General features: G+C 51.1%; 18 protein-coding genes. 9 read left to right on the top strand and 9 right to left on the bottom strand.

Annotated features, from left to right (window positions below; all coding sequences use genetic code 11):
* From VF399_02535 to lipB, 4 genes are all read right to left on the bottom strand, one after another.
* Positions 1-267 (bottom strand): hypothetical protein (locus tag VF399_02535; GenBank protein HEX7319218.1); only part of this gene is annotated, 267 nt, incomplete at its 3' end.
* A 23-nt stretch (positions 268-290) separates the two neighbouring features.
* Positions 291-1,736, bottom strand: a complete 1,446-nt coding sequence (locus VF399_02540; protein ID HEX7319219.1) for a T9SS type A sorting domain-containing protein — start codon at positions 1,734-1,736, stop codon at positions 291-293.
* Positions 1,737-1,987: 251 nt separating this feature from the next.
* A complete protein-coding gene (gene lipA, locus VF399_02545; GenBank protein ID HEX7319220.1) occupies positions 1,988-2,863 on the bottom strand; it encodes a lipoyl synthase in 876 nt (291 codons plus the stop codon).
* Complete coding sequence (gene lipB / locus VF399_02550) at positions 2,824-3,513, bottom strand: lipoyl(octanoyl) transferase LipB (GenBank protein ID HEX7319221.1); 690 nt, start codon at positions 3,511-3,513, stop codon at positions 2,824-2,826. Before lipB ends, lipA begins: the two co-directional genes overlap by 40 nt.
* Positions 3,514-3,610: 97 nt before the next feature.
* Between lipB and VF399_02555 the strand changes: the two genes are divergently transcribed.
* The 7 genes from VF399_02555 (at position 3,611) to VF399_02585 (ending at position 10,660) form a co-directional block, all read left to right on the top strand.
* Complete coding sequence (locus VF399_02555; protein HEX7319222.1) at positions 3,611-4,705, top strand: threonine synthase; 1,095 nt, start codon at positions 3,611-3,613, stop codon at positions 4,703-4,705.
* A gap of 58 nt (positions 4,706-4,763) precedes the next feature.
* A complete protein-coding gene (locus VF399_02560; GenBank protein ID HEX7319223.1) occupies positions 4,764-6,320 on the top strand; it encodes a DUF116 domain-containing protein in 1,557 nt (518 codons plus the stop codon).
* Positions 6,310-7,356, top strand: a complete 1,047-nt coding sequence (locus VF399_02565; GenBank protein HEX7319224.1) for an NAD(P)/FAD-dependent oxidoreductase — start codon at positions 6,310-6,312, stop codon at positions 7,354-7,356. Before VF399_02560 ends, VF399_02565 begins: the two co-directional genes overlap by 11 nt.
* The gene (locus VF399_02570; protein ID HEX7319225.1) at positions 7,353-8,273 is read left to right on the top strand and encodes a radical SAM protein; all 921 of its coding nucleotides are present in this window, start codon (positions 7,353-7,355) and stop codon (positions 8,271-8,273) included. Before VF399_02565 ends, VF399_02570 begins: the two co-directional genes overlap by 4 nt.
* Positions 8,274-8,319: 46 nt before the next feature.
* On the top strand, positions 8,320-9,366 hold the full coding sequence (locus tag VF399_02575; protein ID HEX7319226.1) for a radical SAM protein: 1,047 nt from the start codon (positions 8,320-8,322) through the stop codon (positions 9,364-9,366).
* Positions 9,367-9,415: 49 nt separating this feature from the next.
* Complete coding sequence (locus VF399_02580; protein HEX7319227.1) at positions 9,416-9,754, top strand: metalloregulator ArsR/SmtB family transcription factor; 339 nt, start codon at positions 9,416-9,418, stop codon at positions 9,752-9,754.
* A 135-nt stretch (positions 9,755-9,889) separates the two neighbouring features.
* A complete protein-coding gene (locus VF399_02585; protein ID HEX7319228.1) occupies positions 9,890-10,660 on the top strand; it encodes a class I SAM-dependent methyltransferase in 771 nt (256 codons plus the stop codon).
* A gap of 6 nt (positions 10,661-10,666) precedes the next feature.
* On the opposite strand, the gene VF399_02590 is transcribed toward VF399_02585, so the two are convergent.
* Positions 10,667-12,106 (bottom strand): tetratricopeptide repeat protein, encoded by a 1,440-nt coding sequence (locus tag VF399_02590; protein ID HEX7319229.1) that lies wholly within the window; start codon positions 12,104-12,106, stop codon positions 10,667-10,669.
* 37 nt (positions 12,107-12,143) lie between these two features.
* On the opposite strand from VF399_02590, the gene VF399_02595 reads away from it, so the two are divergent.
* On the top strand, positions 12,144-12,692 hold the full coding sequence (locus tag VF399_02595; GenBank protein HEX7319230.1) for an MGMT family protein: 549 nt from the start codon (positions 12,144-12,146) through the stop codon (positions 12,690-12,692).
* Positions 12,693-12,698: 6 nt separating this feature from the next.
* On the opposite strand, the gene VF399_02600 is transcribed toward VF399_02595, so the two are convergent.
* The 4 genes from VF399_02600 to VF399_02615 form a co-directional block, all read right to left on the bottom strand.
* Complete coding sequence (locus VF399_02600) at positions 12,699-13,655, bottom strand: radical SAM protein (GenBank protein ID HEX7319231.1); 957 nt, start codon at positions 13,653-13,655, stop codon at positions 12,699-12,701.
* A 10-nt stretch (positions 13,656-13,665) separates the two neighbouring features.
* Complete coding sequence (locus VF399_02605) at positions 13,666-14,535, bottom strand: aspartate 1-decarboxylase (protein HEX7319232.1); 870 nt, start codon at positions 14,533-14,535, stop codon at positions 13,666-13,668.
* A 138-nt stretch (positions 14,536-14,673) separates the two neighbouring features.
* Positions 14,674-15,726, bottom strand: a complete 1,053-nt coding sequence (rlmN, locus tag VF399_02610) for a 23S rRNA (adenine(2503)-C(2))-methyltransferase RlmN (protein ID HEX7319233.1) — start codon at positions 15,724-15,726, stop codon at positions 14,674-14,676.
* 67 nt (positions 15,727-15,793) lie between these two features.
* Positions 15,794-18,550, bottom strand: coding sequence for a TonB-dependent receptor (locus tag VF399_02615; GenBank protein HEX7319234.1), 2,757 nt, complete (start codon positions 18,548-18,550; stop codon positions 15,794-15,796).
* Between the two features lie 355 nt (positions 18,551-18,905).
* On the opposite strand from VF399_02615, the gene VF399_02620 reads away from it, so the two are divergent.
* Entirely contained in the window at positions 18,906-20,417 is a 1,512-nt protein-coding gene (locus tag VF399_02620; GenBank protein HEX7319235.1) for a FlgD immunoglobulin-like domain containing protein, read from the top strand.
* The last annotated feature ends 13 nt before the right edge of the window (positions 20,418-20,430 follow it).

Genomic DNA, 20,430 nt, shown 5'->3' on the forward strand with positions numbered 1-20,430 from the left:
TGGGATGGCGAGGGCGGGCGTGATTATGGCTTCATCGGATGCAAAGCCCGAATCGGAATATTCTGCCCGGTTGGCGATTGTATTAATTGTCCATGTTATGCCATTATTATTGCCATCATTTATCGTCCACCCCAGGGGCAGGGTATCAATATTAAAACTCTCATTTAAAAGGATATGCCAATCTCGGATCGAATCAGCCGGCGATACCTGGATTGTGGCAAGGCTTAAAAGAATGAAGATTAATTTACATTTAAGTTGAAACTTCATAATGATCGCATCTGTTATACATTTTATCTTGTCCTTAGAACCTTAAAGACTTCAGTCGCTTTGGTCTCAAGATTATCAACTTTCAGGAAATAAACACCTTGCGGTACGGGTCTTCCCTTTTCATCGTTTCCGTTCCAGTTTATAATAGCATTTTTGTTTATTAAACCATTATAAATGTTTATCACTAATTTACCTGAAATATCGTAAGTTTTAATACTGTATTTTCCGTTTGTTGGAGATCGCAATTTAATATTCAGGGTTTGAGTGAACGGATTAGGGTAAATTCCCAAGAGGAGAGCATTAGAGTTTTTATTGAGAGCGGTTTCCTCAATTGCGCCCTGTTCGTATTCATAGATTCTGGTTTGATTGTTTCCGGAAATCACTATCTCATTCAAACCGTCACCATCGATATCGTCAGTTACCCGGATCGTTGATCCTGATACATTGCCGGGCAAGGTGTCCCATACAAAAAATGAATCATTACCCGCAGCCTTGATGATATAAATATATTGACGCGCTTCCAGCACAATTTCTGGAATAGAATCGCCATCCACATCGCCGGCATCTGAATAACCGCCGTAATAATCACCGCCCGGAAACGTCATGGATTTCACGATCTCATAAGTATTATCACCCGTCGCCTCGAAGATGAAGGCATTAATCTCTGCGCCTGGAATGAAAAAGCCCTTAACAACAAATTCGAGTTTGCCGTCTGAATCGGCATCGGGAACAGAAAAACAATCCTTAATATTTTTTGTAGCAACATAACCATGAAGAATTTGATCATAGGCGTTATTTGCTGAACATTCATATATCCAGTAAGTTGCACCAAGCGCACCAGCGCTCATGCCTCCGACAACCAACTCAATTTTCTCGTTCCGATCAAAATCTCCAAAAGCGTGAGTTGATACAGGACCATCAAGACCGGAAGTATCTGGATTGCCAGTAAATACTGTATCATACTGATTATTGCCCGACGATTTATATATCCATAGCCAGTTGGGTGGATTACCATCATTAGTTACAAATTCAGCAATGCCATCTAGGTCAATATCAAAAGCAGAAATAGGCTGCACTACTGCTTGTCCTACAGTATCGCGCCATACCTCCCAGGTAGGATAGGAAAAAGAATCGGGAGATTCGAAGATCGTAATGCCCACCCAGTAAGGATCAACACACCCGCACTGCATCACGAGATCGTATAACCCATCGCTGTCGAAATCGCCGAAATCCCACAATATTGGAGCATTAGCATAGGGAATTGTGTCCACTACCCAAGTAGTGGGAGGGTGAAGTTCGTAAAAGTAAATCGCAAACTCTCCATACGTGGTAAATATTAACTCAAAGTACCCATCGCGATCAGAATCACAGACAAGGATTCTGCCTGCGTTCCCAACCGTTCCCTGGGGAATGACCCACTTCTGATTGAAATTAGCAAACAAGGTCAATGCGATTAACAAGATATTCATATCAGCGTGAAACGGAGGAATTCATTATGGATTTTCGATATTATTACAAATAAATATTTGTAACGAAACACAGTTACCTCCTTGATGGAAAATTATAAATAAATCCTTTTGATTGTCAAGTGTATTTTCAAAATTATTTCATGTATACTATCGGCTATTTTTTTTAGTTCTTATCCTGTATTTACTCCAAAAACAGATCCTATTTGGTCCAAGATATAGGGATGCCTTTGGTCATGCAGGACGTATGTCCATCAGCCTTTAAACATATCCAGGATTTCCGCGGCGCGGTACGATGACCTCACCATGGGTCCGCTGAGGACATGTTTGATCCCGGCGTGCTCTCCGAGCGTTTTCAATTCATCGAACTCCTTAAGTGAATAATACTTTTGCACGGACATGTGCTTTCTGGTCGGCTGAAGATACTGGCCGATGGTTACGATGTCCACTGCCGCGGCGGCCAGGTCGTCCAGCGCGGCGGCGATTTCATCGGTTTGTTCTCCTAGTCCGACCATGATACTGCTTTTGGTCACGCAGGCATGATCAAGCCGTTTGATCGCCAAAAGCGTGGTCAGCGATCTTTCATAACCGCAGCGCCGGTCCCGGATAAGCGGGGTAAGTCGCTTGACGGTCTCGATGTTGTGGCCGATGACCGTGGGCTTTTCATTGACGATCCTGCTTAGTCGTTCTTCCTGACCGCCAAAATCCGGGATCAGGACTTCGATCCCCGTTCCGGAAACTTGCTTTATCGAGCTGACGCAGCGCGCGTAATGGCCGCTGCCTGCGTCTGGCAGGTCGTCGCGGTCGACCGATGTTATGACCACGTAACGTAATCCCAGTTCCTTTACGACCCGGGCGACGTTCTGCGGTTCGTTCTCATCCAGGAAGCCGGCCGGATCGCCGGTCTTGACCGCGCAGAACCGGCATGCCCGGGTGCATACCTTGCCCATGATCATGATGGTCGCGCTGCCGCGCTGCCAGCACTCGCCGATGTTCGGACAGCGCGCTTCCTCGCATACGGTCGCCAGGCCGTATTGCCTGAGGAGTTCCAGCGTTTTTTTATATTCGGGGCCCGATGGGATACGGTGTTTTATCCAGGCTGGCTTTTTGAGGTAATCTCGGCTAAACATTTTCTCCAGGTTTCCTTTTCGAAAATATCGGCGAAAGAATCGATGATCTTTTCCTTGACATCGTTTATTGCCACGGTGTTGCCCAGGTTCTGCGCCATCGACGTCATGGTTATGCCGGCAATGCCGCAGGGCACGATCAGGTCAAAGTATTTCAGATCAGTATTCACGTTAAGCGCGAACCCGTGAAAACTGACCCAGCGCTGGACCGCGACGCCGATGGAACAGATCTTGCCCTTACTTGTCCAGATGCCGATGAGTTTTTCTTTTCGGCAGGATTCTATATCAAAAGCGCGAAGCGTTTCTATGATCGCGTCTTCGATCTTGTGCATGAAAGGCTTGATGCCGGTCAGGCCTTTTTTAATATCGAAAATAAGGTAGCCCACGAGCTGGCCTGGTCCGTGGAACGTGATATCGCCGCCCCTTTCGATTTCGTAATACTCGATGCCTTTTTCCTTGAGGAGCGGACGCGGCATCAAAAGATTTTTTTCTTTGCCGCTTTTTCCCATGGTGACCACGGGATCGTGTTCCACCAGGATCAGGGTGTCAGGGATGGTGTTATTCAACCTTAACCGGTGGAGCTCTTTCTGCAGGTCCCAAGTCTCCTGGTAATTTTTAAAGCCCAGATCTAAAACGTACAATTCATCGCGCATGGTTTTAAATTATACCGATATCGCAATGCCAGTCAAGGAATAGCTTTTAGCGTCATTTTTGATTGACAAGGCGTTGATTTTCATTAAGATTGTTCCCATGATGCAGTTAGTCTGCACACAATGCCATAGAAAATATCCCGCCGAGGCAAAGGTCTGGCGTTGTAATTGTGGCGGTTTATTGGACCTGGAATTCAAGGCTGAATTTCCCCTGGATAAGATAAAAAAACGCAAGCCGAACATGTGGCGTTACCGCGAAGCGCTGCCGGTAAATAATGATAAAAACATCGTGTCCTTTGATGAAGGGTTCACGCCCTTGCTGGAGGTGAATCTCGGCGGCCGCAGCGTATTGATAAAGCAGGACCACCTTTTCCCGTCCGGCTCATTCAAAGACCGGGGTGCTTCGGTCCTGGTCAGCAAGATCAAAGAACTTAAAGTAACCAGGGTCGTCGAGGATTCATCGGGCAACGCGGGGTGCGCGATCGCGGCGTATTGCGCAAAGGCCGGGATCGCATGCGATATTTATGTTCCAGACTACGCCTCCGGAGCCAAGCTAACGCAGATAAAAAACTACGGGGCGTGCCTGTATAAGGTTCGTGGATCAAGGGAAGATACTGCTGCAGTTGCTTTAAAGGCTAGCGAAAAAAAATATTATGCCAGCCACTATTGGAACCCTTACTTTTTCCACGGCACTAAAACGTTCGCTTTCGAAGTGTGCGAGCAACTGGGCTGGCGACCGCCCGATACCGTTGTGCTGCCGGCCGGCAACGGCACTATATTATTGGGTGCTTATATAGGTTTTAGCGAATTGGTCCGGGCGCGAGTGATCAGGAAAATGCCTAGACTGATCGCGGTGCAGTCACGCGATTGCGCGCCGCTGTACAACTTATGGAAAGGAAAAGAGCTATTCCTGCCGAAGAGCGGCAGGAAAAAGATCCTGGCAGAAGGGATCGCAGTCAGGGATCCGGTCAGGGGCGGGCAGATAATTGCCGCGATCAAGAGCAGCCGCGGCGAGATCGTTACGGTGAGCGATCATGAGATCGTGGCTGCCCTGGAACAAATGGGAAAGTGGGGATATTACATCGAGCCGACCGCGGCCGCGACCATCGCCGGGGTCAAAAAACATATTCGCTGTTCCCGATCGAAGGAAATGATCGTTTCGATCATCACCGGGCACGGTTTGAAAGCCTGTTGACGCGTCCCTTATTTTGAATACTATTGACATGATACATTGATGATAAACCCGATGAACTATGAGAAAATGGCGATTCCTTGATACCGGTCCGCGAACCGCGGCAGACAATGTCGCGCTGGACGAGGTCCTGCTCGAGGAATGCGGCCGTAGGGCCAGCCCCAATACGGTGCGGTTCCTGCAGTTTGATCCACCGGCCGTGCTGCTGGGCTTTCACCAGTGCGCGGCGCAGGAGGTCAGGACCGAGCATTGCCGGACAAAGGGTATTGATATCAACCGCCGCATAACCGGTGGCGGCACGATCTTTTTCGACCGCACTCAGATCGGCTGGGAGATTATCTGCGCGAAGGAATTTTTCAATATCGGGATCGCGAACCCTGAATTTTTCAAAAAACTTTGCCAACCGGTGATCCGGGCGCTCAAGACCATGGGCGTCAACGCCAGTTTCCGGTCCCGGAATGATATCGAAGTCAGGGGACGGAAGATCTCCGGCACGGGCGGCACCGAAGACGGGGCCGCGTTCCTTTTCCAAGGCACGCTGCTGGTCGACTTTGATGTCGATACCATGATGAGGGCACTCCGTATCCCCATTGAAAAGCTCAAAGCGCGGGAGCTGGAATCGGCAAAAGAACGGGTCACCTGCCTGAAATGGGAAACAGGAGCGGACCTCGAGCAAAACGAGATCAAGGGACGCCTGCGCGAAGGTTTTGAAAAGGAGTTCGGTGTTTCCCTGAAGACCGGCAGCCTGACTCAGGATGAACAGCGCCTTTTTCTTAAGTTAAGGCGGCGGTTCGGTGAACGCAAGTGGATCGACAAGGTCAAAATGCCCGCGGCCGAGCAGCCGGTGATCTCCGCAGCGCATCGCTGCCGCGGCGGTCTCATCAAGACGACCATGATCGTGAACTTAAGGTTCAAACGTATCCAGAGCCTGATGATCACCGGCGATTTTTTCGCTTATCCGCAGCAGTCGATTCTCGATCTGGAATCGCGTTTCAAGGATATCCCGATGGACCGGGTTTTGATCAACCGTGAGCTCGAAGCTTTCTTTAACGGCAACGGAAACAAGTTACCGGGGGTCAGGTCGGCCGACATGCGTCATAGCATATTCAAAGCGCTTGACCGCCTGCAACTGGTCCACCACGGGATCTCGCTACGCTGGGCGAACCATGTTTTCCCGGTTAACGGTTCGTTCGAAGGGATCGCGCGGGCCAGGCCGGATCATATCCTCGTGCCGTACTGCGCGAAAGCGAACGCCTGTGGATACCGTTTCCGCAAGCGCTGCGCCGTGTGCGGTCAGTGCAGCGTCAGCGATGTATACGGGCTGGCGCATAAGCACCGGATGGCGGTCGTGACGATCCTCAGTTTTGAAGATCTGATGAGGACGCTGGAGCGGCTGCGCACAAAGGGCACAAGGGCATATATCGGGTGTTGCTGCGAGGCGTTCTATCTAAAGCATCTGGATGATTTCCGAAAGGCGCAACTCCCCGGCATCCTGGTGGATATCAATAATACCACCTGCTATGACCTGGGAAAAGCGCGCGATGCCTACCGGGGCGTTTTTGAAAATGAAACCGATATCAATGTTCCGTTACTAAGCGAGGTGCTTGATGCAATGTGACATCTTAGTCGTGGGCGCCGGTCCGGCCGGTTCTTCGGCGGCACTGGCGGCGGTCAAACATGGAGCCAGGGTCATGCTGGTCGACAAGAGAACAACGATCGGAACTCCGGTGCAGTGCGCTGAATTCATCCCCAAGCCGCTGCTGAACGAGGTCGATGTCAGCCCGGCGGCAGTGGCGTGTTCGATCTCGACCATGAAGACCTTTTTCCCCGACGGCACATGCCACGAGACCGACGCGCCCGGTTACGTCCTGAACCGTTCGATATTTGACAAGGACCTCGCGCTCAAGGCGGCGCTGGCCGGGGTCGAGATACTGACCAATGCCCGGTGCGTTTCAAAACGAAAAGGCAAGATCCTGATGGTTCAAAATTATATGGATTTTGAGGTCGATACCCGGCTCATCATCGGCGCCGATGGCCCCCGTTCGGTCATTGGTTCGCTGATCGGCCAGACCCATACGGAAATGATCTTCGCCGCGCAATATGAGGTGCCTTTGAAAGAGCAGTCCCGGTCCACCGAGGTCTATTTTTCGAAGAACTATTTCGGCGGTTACGCGTGGCTCTTCCCAAAAGGCTGGTCGGCCAATGTCGGAGTGGGTATAAAGTATGTTCCGGCCGAGTGCAATACCGTTTACGAGCTGCTGGACCATTTTGTGGAAAACTTGACCAGCCAGGGCCGGATCACCGGTAAACCCGTGTCGGTCACCGCGGGGTTGATCCCGGTGGGCGGGCCCTTGCGGACGGTCGAAGGCAATATCGTGCTGGTCGGTGACGCCGCCGGCCAGACGCATCCGATCACTGGCGCCGGCATTGCCCAGGCGGTCACTTGCGGGCAGATGGCGGGCGCGGCCGCGGCCCGGGCCATTCTGAACAATGACATGGGAATACTGGACGAATATGAAAAACAATGGAAGGCGCGCTACGAAGAGGAGTTGCTGAGAGCTGTTAGCCGGCGCCGCCAGATGGAAACAGAATGGGAGAACCTGGACGTGAACCTGAAAAAATGCTGGGTCGCGTTCCCCGAGTACTATTCATGACAGACCTTGATGCGCTCGCCAGACAAGCGCGCGATACGGCACGAAAAAATTTCGGTTCACGGATCACCTTTTATGTCCCGGGAATGTTCCACTACAATGGTGCCAGGGGGAAGTACCCGGCGGTCAGCCTGACCGGTAACGCATGCGCTCTGCAATGCCGCCACTGCCGGGCCAAACTCCTCGAACCCATGATACCGGCAACGACGCCCGATGAACTGATGACCGTCTGCCGCCGCCTTGAAGAGAAAGGCGATATCGGCTGCTTGCTCAGCGGCGGTCTCAGCCCGGACGGCACCATGCCCTGGCTTAAATTTATCCCAACGATCCGCGAGATCAAAGCAAGGCAAAGTTTGAAAATATCGATCCACTGCGGCCTGCTCGATGAGAAGACAGCCTGGATGCTTAAGGAGGCCGGTGTTGACCAGGCCCTGATCGATGTTATCGGTGAGGATCTAACATTAGAACGGGTCTACAATGCAGGGTTCAAGGTCAGAGGTATCGTCGCCACGCTGGATGTCCTGCAAACAGCAGGTATTCCCTTTATACCCCATATCGTAGCAGGATTGGATCACGGTGTGATCATGGGTGAATACCGGGCGCTTGATATTGTCCGGCACTATCATCCGGCGGCTGTTGTTATCGTGAGCCTCATGCCGCTGCCCGACACACCGATGGCCGGTACAAAACCCCCGGATGCGCGCGACATCGCCCGGCTGATCGCAACCGCCCGGATGACAATACCATCCACGCCCCTGGCACTGGGGTGCGCTCGTAAGCGGGGCGATAACGAGATCGACGTCTGGGCGGTCAAATGCGGGGTCAACCGGATCGCCATTCCTTCAGACCAGGCCGTCAAGCAGGCACAGGATGAAGGACTGGAGATCGAATGGAGAAAGACATGCTGCTCTCTGGATTGACCGCTCGTCATTAGCTAAGTCGTTCTGTGAAGGAATGATAATGAAAATGAAAACGAAAAAAAGTGAGGCGCGCGAGAGCCCTGAATACGTGCGGATCAGCCTGGCGGCGGCAATGGTCCTTGGTTACAAGACTGGCCTGTTCTACCGTGGCGCGACATCGCCCTGCGTGAACATCCTGCTGAATTATAAAGAAGGTTGTGCCGGGAACTGCGCATACTGCGGCCTGTCACTGAAAAGGCCGGGTACTTATACCGAAAAAAGTTTCATCCGCGTCCAGTGGGATATCTACGAGCTGGTTGACGTGATCGAGCATATGAAGAGCAACCTTTCAGGTGTAAAAAGGATCTGTATTTCCATGGTGACCAACCGCCGGGCAATAAAGGACACGAACGCGGTACTGCAGGCGCTTAAGGATTCTCTGTCAATGCCCGTATCAGTGCTGGCAGCGCCGACGATCCTGACCGCTTCTGACCTGCGGGACTTCGAGAATAACGGCGCTGACCGGATGGGCATCGCGGTTGATGCCGCCACCCCGCATTTGTTCGAACGTTACCGGGGCAAAGGCGTGAATGGTCCCCACAAGTGGGAAAAATACTGGCAACTGCTGGATGAAGCCGTCGGTGTTTTCGGAAAGCGTAAAGTGGGCGTGCATTTGATCGTGGGGCTGGGTGAAACCGAGGAAGAAATGATCAGGCTTATCCAGGAAGCTCATGACCGCGGCATTGAGACCCATTTGTTCACGTTCTTTCCCGAGCCGGATTCGCTGCTGGCTTCGCATCCGCCGCCGGCGATCGGCCAGTACCGCCGCGCGCAGCTGGCGTGCTATCTCATCAACACCGGTCAGGCTGAAACGATCGAGTTTCAGTTCGGGAAAAACGGACGACTGACGGATTTTGGCATGGCCGAAGCACGGCTTAACAAGTTCATTGATTCAGGCAAACCGTTCATGACCAGCGGTTGTCCGGGCGCAGACGGCGAGGTCGCCTGTAACCGGCCGTACTCGGATTCGCTGCCCGGTCCCGACATCAGGAATTTTCCTTTCCTGCCCGACGCCGAGGATATAAGAAAGATCCGCGGTGAACTATGGGAGTGAGAGGACCTGATTCCTGTCCGACATCTATATTTTTAAAACGGAGGAAATAGTGAGGAGAGTTCTAAGATCAAAACCGATGAAAGAAGTTTTGTACCGGGAATCAAGGCTGGCCAGGATCCTGGGTGATCCGGCAAAATATGTTATCGTGAATGTTCTTTTAAATGAAGGTCCATTAACGGTGAACGAAATTGTGCGCAGGGTGTCGCGGTCACAACCGACGGTGTCGCATCATCTCGCTCGGCTTCGAAGTGCAGAATTGGTGCGATATGAAGTCAAAAGCGATGGCTCATACTATTGGATCAAATATTCACGTGAAGTGAAAGAAGTTGTTGAAGCCCTCAATAAGTTCGTGAACCGAACCCTGCATCGCGTTCATGCCGACGATTGATATTGATAATATGATAATTGAGCATATGCACATATGTACATATGTCTATAAGGTGGTGTTCGCGGGTGATTAGATCTGGCGGTAATGCGGTAATGATGGGAAGATCGATGCGGCCCGCTGCATCGGGAGGAAATTATGAAAAAAGCAGTGTTTGATCCGGTGGCGCACTTTTACGATCAGGAACAAAGACATTTCAGACAGGATATTCCGTTCTATGTCGCCTATGTGAAAAAATGCCGCGGCGAAGTGCTGGAACTCGCCTGCGGCACGGGCCGGGTGCTGATACCGATCGCCAGGGCCGGCGCGCGGATCACGGGACTGGATATCTCACGGGAAATGCTGGGCATCGCCCGCACCAAGGTAGATCATCTGGGGAAAGCGATCCAGAAGCGCGTAAACCTTGTGCAGGGTGACATGACTGATTTCAGGTTTCACCGAAAATTCGCTTTGATAATAATTGCGTTCAGGTCCTTTCAGAGCCTGGTTGATAAGAAAGCACAGGGAGAATGCCTGGTCTGCATCAACCGGCATCTGGTAAAAAAAGGTCTGCTAATCCTCGATCTTTTTGTACCCCGGCACGACCTGCTTGCCCAGGTCAGAAGGAACGTGTACCTCGGGAAATTTTACGATCCGGAGAAAAAAGTCCAGGTGGATCGTCGTGCAAAAGATAAATACGATCTGGCTGCCCAGACGCTGAAAGAACACCGTTATTATGAATGGACCGACAATAAGCGCCACCTGTATCGGCAGGTTTGGTCTTTTGATCTAAGTTACTTGTTCAGGTATGAGGCTGAACTGCTCCTGGAAAAATACGGTTTTAAAGTCGTGGATGTTTTCGGTGATTTCAAGAAATCACCGTATAATTATTACTCTGGCGAGCAAATCTTCGTAGCAAGAAAAAAATAAGATTTTTTACGGACGAATTTTCAGATCAAACTCAGACTCGATCCGGCGCAGGCAGTCGTCGGCGCCCAGGTCCCGCAGGATCGCGATCGCCTCGGACAGCCGCTCCTGGTATGGGCGATCGACCGCCTTAAGCCAGCCGCAAAATTCATATAACGTAACGGCCAGCAGGTATCTGTCCTGGATAAAAAAATCCCGCGCGTGAAGCTCCGCTTTCCTGAAATCATGTTCAATGGTCCCGGGGTCATCATTTGTTGCGATCCCGTATTTCGCACTGATCCTGAAATATAAATTGCGCAGGTTGATCGGCGAGACCTTCACCCGGTCTTCGATCTCCCGCAGGATCTCCAATGCGCCGGCGGTATTACCCTGCCTGATGGCGAGCTCGGCTTTACGGCAGGTTATAAGGAAGATCCCCTGGTCATCAACGCCGCATGCCCGGGCTTCGTCCAGATATCGATCGGCATCGGCGAACTTTCCCTGCATTGTGAAGATGTTAGCGAGTTCCATCCTGGCGTAAAAAAGATAATCCAGGGCTTTGAGCTGGGTGGCATTGCGCACCGCTTTTTCGAGCAGGGCGACCGCTTCCGGGTAATTGCCCTGCTTGCCCAGCATTGTGCCGTACTGCGCGTAATCGTTGATAATGAACAGCTTTTCGCCGAGCTGTTCGCGAAGCCGGATGTTTTCCTTGAAATACCGGGCGGCCGCATCCCACCGGCCTTCGCGCATCGATTCCCAAGCCAGCCAGTATTGGCTGAATCCTTCGCCGTATCGGTCGCCGATATCGCGCCTTACCTGCAATGACAGTTCAATGTATGTTTTTATTTCCTCCCATCGCTGGGTTTTGATGAGGAGGAGGACATAATTGCTGTACACATAACCAAGGGTCCGCTTGTCGCCGATGCGCTGGCAGGCCCGGCGCGCTTTTTGGAAGAAATCGTTGGAGCTTTCATATTTCTTTAAACCGATAAGACAGGTGGCGATATTGAGCAGGCTCTCCGCCTGTCCCAATTCATCGCCGATCTGCTCCTGGATCGCCAGGGCGCGGGAGTAATGCTCCAGGGCCATTTCCTGTTGTCCCGTATCCTCGAAGACCACACCCAGGGTATCCAGGCACTTGGCCTGGCCTTTTTTATCGCCGCTTTTTTCGTAAAGCGCGATCGCCCGGTTGGCGGACTCCGCCATCTTGCTGTAGTCGCTCAGGATGAGATAACCCTCGGACAGGAAGTAATAGATTTCGGAGAATATCGACGGCATTTTCTCTCCGGCGAATTGAGCGACCAAATTTTCGCCGATGCCGATGATCTCCCTGCCCGAGCCGAGCTGCTTCAGGATCTCCAGGCGTTTCACCAGTATCTTCAAATTCAGCAGTTCCCGGGCGGTCGCGCTGCCGTTCCTGAAGTATCGGGCGTCATTTTTATCCAGAATGCTGAACTTGATCTTGTTCATTGATTTATTGCCGCTGATGCTTATAATAACCAGGCATATGGATCATATATACTATTGTGCCTGCGATTCATCGGTCGGAAGGATCGGCATCATATTCACGTGCGATAGGATAAAACCGCGGATCATACGCGTCACTCTGCCTTCGGAGAAATTGAAAACGTGCATAAACAGGATCTGTCCGGGCATGAAAAAACATGATTGTCCCAGGATCATGCGGGTTTTAAAGAAGATCAGAGCATACCTTGATGGAAGAACAATACGCCTGCCGCTCGACCTCGTTGACTGGCGCCGGACCGGCGTTTTCCAGAAACGCGTGCTGCTGATGGAATACCGGATCCCGCGGGGCCAGGTGAGCACGTACGGCCGTCTGGCAAAGAAACTCGGTAACCCTGGAGCCGCGCGCGCGGTCGGCAACGCGCTGGCGCGTAATCCATTTCCTTTATTGATCCCGTGCCATCGAGCGGTCCGCAGCGATGGATCATTGGGCGGTTACCGGGGCGGCGTAAAATTAAAAAGAAAACTGCTGGAAATGGAGAGGCTGAGGTTCGACCGTAAAGGGCGCATTGTCAAAGTATGTTTCTGGTAATCAGGGCTATGCCTGGTCGTTGCGGCCGGGCAGACTGTAATAATTAGCTCCGCCATGGAGCTTTTTTTCTATTTTTTTAAGGATATGCAGATCGTTCAAAATGGCCTGAACCGCTTTTTGATCGGCGCCCAGAGAACGGACGATATCATCGGCGGTCACGGGCCGCCGTTTCAAAATGTCCAGGATCGCCTGGCGCAAGCGCGGCACCGCCACTGGATCTTTTGAATCCTTGAATTCGGCGATTATTTCGCAGTTTCCGCCCAGTAGTTCACGAACGTGCTCGAGTTCAGGCATGCTGAGCGGCCGTGCGGTTTTTTCACTGGACGGTCTGACTACCGTGTTCAACTGAATCCTATCTGGTCTGATGGAATCGGTCGCTTTTTTGAGTTCCGCGATCTCATCGGACGTGTCATTGATACCCTTTATCAGCATGATCTCAAGCCAGATCTGTCCGTTGTAGTGAGCACGAAAGTCGCCCAGCCCGTCGATGATGACCCGCGCGGAAATGCCGACGTGCATCCGGTTGATCTTCCGCATCGTTGATTCGCGCGCCGCGCAGAGCGTCGGCAAGACCACATCGGCTCCGCTGAGGTCGCGCTGTACTTCGGGCATGAACAGGAGTGAACCGTTGGTGATGACCGCCACAGGCAGCCGGGTTTTGGCTTTGAGTTCGCTGATCATATACCCGATGCGCGAGTTTAAAGTTGGTTCGCCCGAACCCGAGAATGTCAGGTAATCGATGCGCGAGCCCTGGTTGATGGCTTCGGTGACCTGCCGGATGATCTCGGCTGGTTCGACATAGACCTTGCGTTCGAGCGTCAGGTCCGTGGTTTTGCCGAGCTGGCAGTAAATGCAGTCAAAACTGCATATCTTGTGCGCGACGACATCTATTCCGAGGGAATAGCCGAGCCTTCGAGAGGGTACGGGTCCGTATATGTATGAGATATTGTCCCGGGTGCGCATTTGATAGCGCTTAGGAATGCTGCATCTGGATCGTTTTGTTCTTATTGGAGAGAACAACAATGCTGGGTTTCGTGCGTTTGGCCAGGTCCGGATCTACCCGGGCATAAGCCAGGATGCATAGTTTGTGCCCTACCTTCCCTTTAAGGGATGCAGGACCGTACATAACGAACCTTCCGGAACCGGCTTTTTCGGCGATCGTGTAGGTCTCGAGCCGCTCGGCGTTGTTATAATTCAACACGTGGACCTTTTCACCCGGCAGGATATTCGCCGCCCGCAGCACCCTTTCATCGATGCCCATGCTGCCGTTATAGTGCAGGACCGTGCCCGTGACGAATGCCTCGGTGATCTTTGATTTCAATACCTCGATAAAGACCGTGCTGGCGGGCCGATCAGACAGTCCTTCCCTTATTATCGCCCGGTGGCTGACAAAAGGGATGTATGGCAGTTTGTCCTTGGGAAAAAATTCCGCTTCGACCGAATCCGATCCAGCTACCGGTTTGCCGCCAGTGAAAGAAATGTCATAGCCTGTAAGGATGATGTTCCCGTATACGCTCGTCTTCTCGATATGCACGCCCAGTAGCCTTTCGATCTTGCCGCGGATGTTGGTTTCTTCTTTTAATTCCCGCAGCACGGTATGCTCGGGTATTTCATCGTATTCGATAAAACCCGACGGCAATGCCCACTTTCCCTTGCCCGGTTCAAGGCCTCTTTTTATCAGAAGGATCTCGCCGTGGGCGTTCTGCACGAACGCGGCCACCGCGGGCACGGGGTTCGAGTAATGGCGCCAGCCGCATTTACCGCAGACCTGGCGGTAATTATCGTCGATCTTGATTTTTTTCAATCGGCCCCGGCACATCGGGCAGTAAATATAGCGTTTCATGGCAGGCATAGTATAGCCATTGATCGCCAAAAATCAATAGCCCTTTGTTTTTTATCTTTCTACTTCTTTTATTTCCATTATTTTTTTCTATCTGCTACCTACTAATAACTAATTTCTAACTTCTGTTTTTTCTACTTACTACTTACTAATTCCTGTCTTTTTCTCTTTACTGCCTGCTGTTGTTAACGCCAATTGTCCGCAGCCGGCCAGGATCTCCTGGCCGCGTGATTTGCGGGTCGTCACCGCGTGCTTTGAATCCATGAGTACCTGTTCGATCTGTTCCAGCTTGGAAAGAGTGGGTGTTTTATAGGGCAGAGAAGGATGTTGGTTGTACGGGATCAGGTTGATCTTTGAAGGGATGTTTTTAAGCAGACGGAGCAGGAGCCGGGCGTCCCGGACGCGGTCATTAATGCCATCGATCACAACATATTCGAACGTGACCATGTGTTTTTTCTCGGAATATTCCCGGGCTAGTTTTAGGACTTCCCGCAGCGGGTTTTTTTTCGTCGCCGGCATCATGTTCTGGCGCTGTTGTTCGTCCGGGAAATTAAGCGATATCGCGAGTTTTGCCTTCAGCGGCGAATCGATCAGGCGCCTTAAGCCCTCGATCAGTCCGATCGTGGATACCGTGATGTGCCTCTGGCTGATGCTCAAGCCGATGGTTGCAGAAAGAATTCCGACCGCATCTTCGACTGCGGTCAGGTTATGGAGCGGCTCGCCCATTCCCATGAAGACTACGTTGCTGGTCGTGACCTCTTGATCAGTGTTCACAAGTTGTACCTGCTCGGCGATCTCATGGGCCAGCAGGTTCCGCTTAAACCCTAAAAGCGCGGTCGCGCAGAACTTGCAGCCCATGGCGCATCCGGCCTGGGTGGAAACGCAGATGGTTTGGCGTTTTGTTTCAGGGATGAAGACCGATTCGATCCGGCTGCGGTCGGTTAGCTTGAAAAGATATTTTTCCGTGCCGTCGGCGGAGCAGGCCGTCTGCTCTGTTTTCATTAAGTGGATATCAAAGCGTTCCGTCAGCAAAGCGCGCAGGTCTTTTGACAGATTGGTCATCTTCGCGAAATCCCCGGTATTTTTTTGCCATAGCCATTGGAAGACCTGCTGACCGCGGTACCGTTCCAGTCCCAGTTCGTTGAATTTTTCCTGCAGGCCGGAAAGCGTGTACTTTTTGATATTGTCTTTCATTAGATGAAGTATAACTGGAAAAGATGATTTTTCAAGAGACCTGAACGAGTATTTTGCAGTGAAAAACCTAAAATCCGACGGCGATGCCTATTTGAGCTCGGAACGGCCCGTTATAATTCGTCGGATCCGCGTACAGGTTCTTTATCGCCGCTACGTATTCATCCCGCAATTCGACTCGTGAATTGATGCCGTCGTGGTTATAGTCGGCTTGCGGAGTATAAAAGAAGCTGGTCAGGGTGATAACATTGAAAGCATAAATGGACGGATCTGGATAGCCGATGTTGTCAGGTAGACCGGTCGTGGGGTAAACTTCAATGATCTGTTTAGTGTTGAACAGATTATATATTTGTCCGGTTACAGTTAACGCGACTGAGTTTATCCTGATTATTTTACTGCATTTCAGATCGACATTCACGTAACCGGGCAGCGTGTCTACCGTGTTAATATCGCTGATATAATCGCCATGGAGATTCTCGGTGGTGTATGGATGCCCGTCGTGGTATGCGCAGGCAATTGTGGTGGTCAATTCCTGGAGAGGTGAAATGGCATGGCGCCGCGGGAATCCATATTCGATCAGGGCTTCTATCGTATTTCTTTCATCCCAGTCAACCGGGAATGAAAGAAGTCCGTTGTTTGTATTTAATGTGTCCGGATAATAGTAATCATCACCGCCATGATAATAAGGCCATGGCTCCTGGGCTGTGGCTGACTGTAAATTATAACTGACCTGCAATTTCGAAAGAGTTGACAGCATTGCGGTAAAATTGAATTCAACACCATTTATACTTCGTGTGCCGTTATTGTGATATTCGAAATAGGGGATAGGCAGGGCATTGACCGGCAGGAGTTCGATAAGGTCGTATGAGTTCTTTAAATAGGTGTCAATTCCAAAAGTAAGTTTTTGTGAGATGCGGTGTTCAAGTCCGATCTCGTAAGCTACGGTTTTCTCCGGGTAAAGTGAAATATTGTTCAATTTATCGTAACCGCGAACCGGGAATATCCAAACGGTAGCAGTGTCACCGGTATAGTAGAGGGCTTTGAAATCAGGATTCTTATTGTAGTGTCCATATGAAAGACGCAACTGCGTCCTGTCGGTTACCAGTATTCCCAGACCGAGCCGCGGTGAGATCCTCAGGAGATCATCAGCAGTGCTCGTGGTGGTGTCTAAAAAATCTCCCGGGTACCTGTGCCTGTACGCGCATGCTCGGGGATCAAGCCAGTCAAGACGCAGTCCTGCCTGGCCGGCGATCCGCTTAAGGTTGATTTTATCCTGGAGATAAAATGCAAAAGTCCGAGGCTGTCGTTTATAATACATAAAGAACGGACTATAGAACCAGGGCAATTGGTTTTCATAATACTTAATGTCATAATTGGTAAATTTTACGCCGCCTTGAAGATTGTTTACTTTCCCAAAAAAATGACTGATATCTAATCGTGTTTGCAGGTCATTATTTTGTCCATAGATCCAGCCGGGGAAATCACCGTAAGTGTAGAGGATACCTTCTATGCCATATGGATTACGGCGTAGTGCCTGGGCACCGCAATCTGTGCATTCCGTGTGATGGTTCTGGAGACTGTCTCTAATAATATGGCGCGGCGAGAGTTCCGGGTTATCACTGATATTGTCAAGGTACTGGATAAGATGCTCTGCTTTTAGCCGGTAATCATCATACCACTGCCTTCCGTTTTGTTTTTCCCATGCGTAATCCCGGTTGCCGTAGCAGTTGTCGCTGCTTGATAATCCCAGTTTCGCGGATATCATCGTTTTGCTGGCCACCTGATAATCGATTGCTGCTGACATAAGGCTGTTTTTCATTCGGTACATCGGTTTGTTTTTAAAATATTTGAATTCATTGCCGCCCTTTGTGTATGGACTCCAAACAACATACTGGTCACGGGATTTAAATCCTGAAGCCGAGATCCTGCCTTTGGCGCCGGGTATTAAATAAGACACCTTACCGAACATGTGGTGATCCATCCGGGGCGAGTACACTTTATATAAAGCCTTCTGGTATGCGTCGGTCAACGCCATGTCGGCTGACCCGAAATATCTGAATCTTTTCGCGATCGGTCCGCCAAGAGATAGATCGCACTTATTGTAACCATAATCAAGAGCTTTGCTGCTGAAAACCTTATCGCTATTTAGCCCAATATGGGCTGATGGCCGCGCGCCGCTATCCTTTGTCATGATATCAACGGTTCCTGATAGAGCGTTGCCATATTCAGCGTTGATGTTGTTGCACATAAGGGACATTCTATCAATCGATAACAAGCCCGGCAGGGATGATGAAGTACTACTGACCGCAATGCCGTCGACATAATATGAAATTTCGTCACTATTGCCGCCGCGCAGATGAAAACCTTGATCACTTTCAGTGACCCCGGGTTGGAGGGCAAGAATTTCGTTGAGGATAGATACAGGATACTTTTTAATGCCATTCGATGTCATTATTTGCACATTGCTGGTCTGTCCTGTAAAAAATAGATCCGCATTATAAACATGAGCCTCAAGATTAAGGAGGCTTGGTTTGAGTTTGATATCGAGATAATATACCTGCTGTGCTTGCAGTGAAATGTTTATGCCGTACGGTGTAAAACCTAGAAAAGATATAAATATTTGATAATCTCCTACGTATATAAAGGGAAAAATAAATTCGCCAGCGCTGTCTGTTTCTGTAAATATTTCAAGATCTTCAATATGTAGATGGACACCGGTAAGAGGTTCACCAGTTTCATCATCTGTAGCTTTACCCCGGATTGTGCTGTAGTATCCAGCATGGAGAAAAAGTATCAAAGAGAAAAACAGGGATAAGGCTTTAAACATTCATCCTCCTGATGGCATATTATATTGTCGATTCAATGCGCTGTCAAGTCGTTGCCACGTAAATTCATCCCTCTTATGTATCCAGCATTATCCCCCTCCCTAACCCTCCTCCTACAGGACTCCAGTTATCCCTCACCCCTACCCTCTCCCTTTTCAAGGGAGAGGATTAAGGTGAGGGTTTAGTCTTTGATGCTGCCCTCGAGGGGGGAGGATAAAGGAGGGGGTGAATTGTCGCCATCAAGGGGGAGGTTTTATTGTAGAAAAAACAGAACAAGCGGAGAAGAATCCGGCTGTTTTGTTGCCCTCTTGACATGGAATGTCAGGGGCTTATAATTTAACAGAAACTGGAGGCGTTATGGAAAGAAGAAAGTTTTTAAAGATCCTGCTTGCCGGCGGCGCCGGCGCCATGTTGAATTACAAAAAAGCTCTTGCCGGCAACCTGCCGGTTTTGTTCCCGGATGCGCGCGCATTACCACCGGTCCAGATCAATACTTTTTCTTCCGAGATCGTCATGAACAGCCGCAGGTCGTATCACGGCAGTTACAGCGGATCGCTTTCCGACCAGATCCTGGGGAATATCCTCTGGGCCGCTTCCAAGGCGCCCATGGTCGGTTCGAACCGGATCATCTACGCGGCGCGGTCAGACAATGTTTACCGCTATGACGAGGTCGCTCATGATATTATCGTGCACCTCAGCGGTAATCACAAGTCTGAAGCCGCCACTGCGTTTGAAGTGGGGGTTGCCAGCGACCTGGCCGAGGACGCGGGCGCGGCATTGCACTTTGGGCACCTGGCTTCGGTCGCGTTCTGGACAAGCACGAGCAGCCAGCCGTCAGGCTGTCCCAAGGAAAGCGCGACAACGTACGCCAACAGCAACTGGAGCCCGGCGTACACGGTACAGATGGTCAATTGCTACGGCCTGATGGGAACTGTAAGCGGCATTACGAACTCACTCGTCGCGATATCTTCGGACGGTAGCCTGCCTGATCCATCGACTGACGGGACCGTGCTGCTGGAAAACGGGTTGTCGGGTTTGATCTACGGCAGTGATTTCGATTCCACCGAACTGACCCTTAATGAACTCTCCCAGCTTGCCTGGGCATCGTACGGCAATAATCCGCACATGACGACCAATAACCGGGCTGGCCTGGTGGCTGCATCGGCCGTGGCGAATTTTTACCTCACGGGTCATATCTACATCGTACGGTCAGAGGGCGTTGAACGCTACCACATCCGCCTGCCGTCGGGAGGAGTGACCACCAGGGACCACCGCATCGAGCGGGTAACGACCGGTGACCGCAGGTCTAACCTGCGCGCGGCGGTCGCGCGTATTCCGCAGTCCGCCCCCGATTATTATGTTTTCTGCGCTACCACGGCAAGCCGCTGGCAGCTCATCGAGGCGGGTTATGCCGGAGCCGGCGCGCTACTGCAGGCGGCATCCTTGAGCCTGCAGGGTCATTTCACGTGCAATTTCAACTCATCGGAACGGACCGCCATTATCAGCGCTCTGGGTATCCCCGCGGCCGATCTGCCGCTGCTGGTATTTTCAGCCGGTCATCAGCTTGTGGGAATAAAAGAGCACGAGCAGGGCAAAGCCGGCACTAAGATCAGGGTCCAGCCTAATCCGTTCTCCCATACGGCCAGGATCACTTACGAATTGACATTACCATCAGCGGTCACAGTCGCGATCTACGACGGAGCGGGCAAGTGCTTGCGTAAATATGCGAACAACCGGCAAAAGGCGGGTCAGCACGCTGTCATATGGGATGGCACTGACCAGAAAGAACGTGCCGTGGCGCCGGGAAATTACTACGTAGTGGTCAGGACGAGAAAGGGAGAGTACCGCCACAAGATCGTCAAGTCCTGAAACCGCGCGCATT

The sequence above is a fragment of the bacterium genome (genome assembly GCA_036382775.1).
Lineage (GTDB): Bacteria > Hydrothermota > Tepidihabitantia > SM23-42 > JAOAFX01 > DASVHD01.

What these genes read in the sequence shown, in the direction of transcription:
- VF399_02540 (HEX7319219.1), bottom strand. Translation starts at nt 1,736, where the DNA reads ATGAATATCTTGTTAATCGCATTGACCTTGTTTGCTAATTTCAATCAG.
- lipA (HEX7319220.1), bottom strand. Translation starts at nt 2,863, where the DNA reads ATGTTTAGCCGAGATTACCTCAAAAAGCCAGCCTGGATAAAACACCGT.
- lipB (HEX7319221.1), bottom strand. Translation starts at nt 3,513, where the DNA reads ATGCGCGATGAATTGTACGTTTTAGATCTGGGCTTTAAAAATTACCAG.
- VF399_02555 (HEX7319222.1), top strand. Translation starts at nt 3,611, where the DNA reads ATGATGCAGTTAGTCTGCACACAATGCCATAGAAAATATCCCGCCGAG.
- VF399_02560 (HEX7319223.1), top strand. Translation starts at nt 4,764, where the DNA reads ATGAGAAAATGGCGATTCCTTGATACCGGTCCGCGAACCGCGGCAGAC.
- VF399_02565 (HEX7319224.1), top strand. Translation starts at nt 6,310, where the DNA reads ATGCAATGTGACATCTTAGTCGTGGGCGCCGGTCCGGCCGGTTCTTCG.
- VF399_02570 (HEX7319225.1), top strand. Translation starts at nt 7,353, where the DNA reads ATGACAGACCTTGATGCGCTCGCCAGACAAGCGCGCGATACGGCACGA.
- VF399_02575 (HEX7319226.1), top strand. Translation starts at nt 8,320, where the DNA reads ATGAAAACGAAAAAAAGTGAGGCGCGCGAGAGCCCTGAATACGTGCGG.
- VF399_02585 (HEX7319228.1), top strand. Translation starts at nt 9,890, where the DNA reads ATGAAAAAAGCAGTGTTTGATCCGGTGGCGCACTTTTACGATCAGGAA.
- VF399_02590 (HEX7319229.1), bottom strand. Translation starts at nt 12,106, where the DNA reads ATGAACAAGATCAAGTTCAGCATTCTGGATAAAAATGACGCCCGATAC.
- VF399_02595 (HEX7319230.1), top strand. Translation starts at nt 12,144, where the DNA reads ATGGATCATATATACTATTGTGCCTGCGATTCATCGGTCGGAAGGATC.
- VF399_02600 (HEX7319231.1), bottom strand. Translation starts at nt 13,655, where the DNA reads ATGCGCACCCGGGACAATATCTCATACATATACGGACCCGTACCCTCT.
- VF399_02605 (HEX7319232.1), bottom strand. Translation starts at nt 14,535, where the DNA reads ATGAAACGCTATATTTACTGCCCGATGTGCCGGGGCCGATTGAAAAAA.
- rlmN (HEX7319233.1), bottom strand. Translation starts at nt 15,726, where the DNA reads ATGAAAGACAATATCAAAAAGTACACGCTTTCCGGCCTGCAGGAAAAA.
- VF399_02615 (HEX7319234.1), bottom strand. Translation starts at nt 18,550, where the DNA reads ATGTTTAAAGCCTTATCCCTGTTTTTCTCTTTGATACTTTTTCTCCAT.
- VF399_02620 (HEX7319235.1), top strand. Translation starts at nt 18,906, where the DNA reads ATGGAAAGAAGAAAGTTTTTAAAGATCCTGCTTGCCGGCGGCGCCGGC.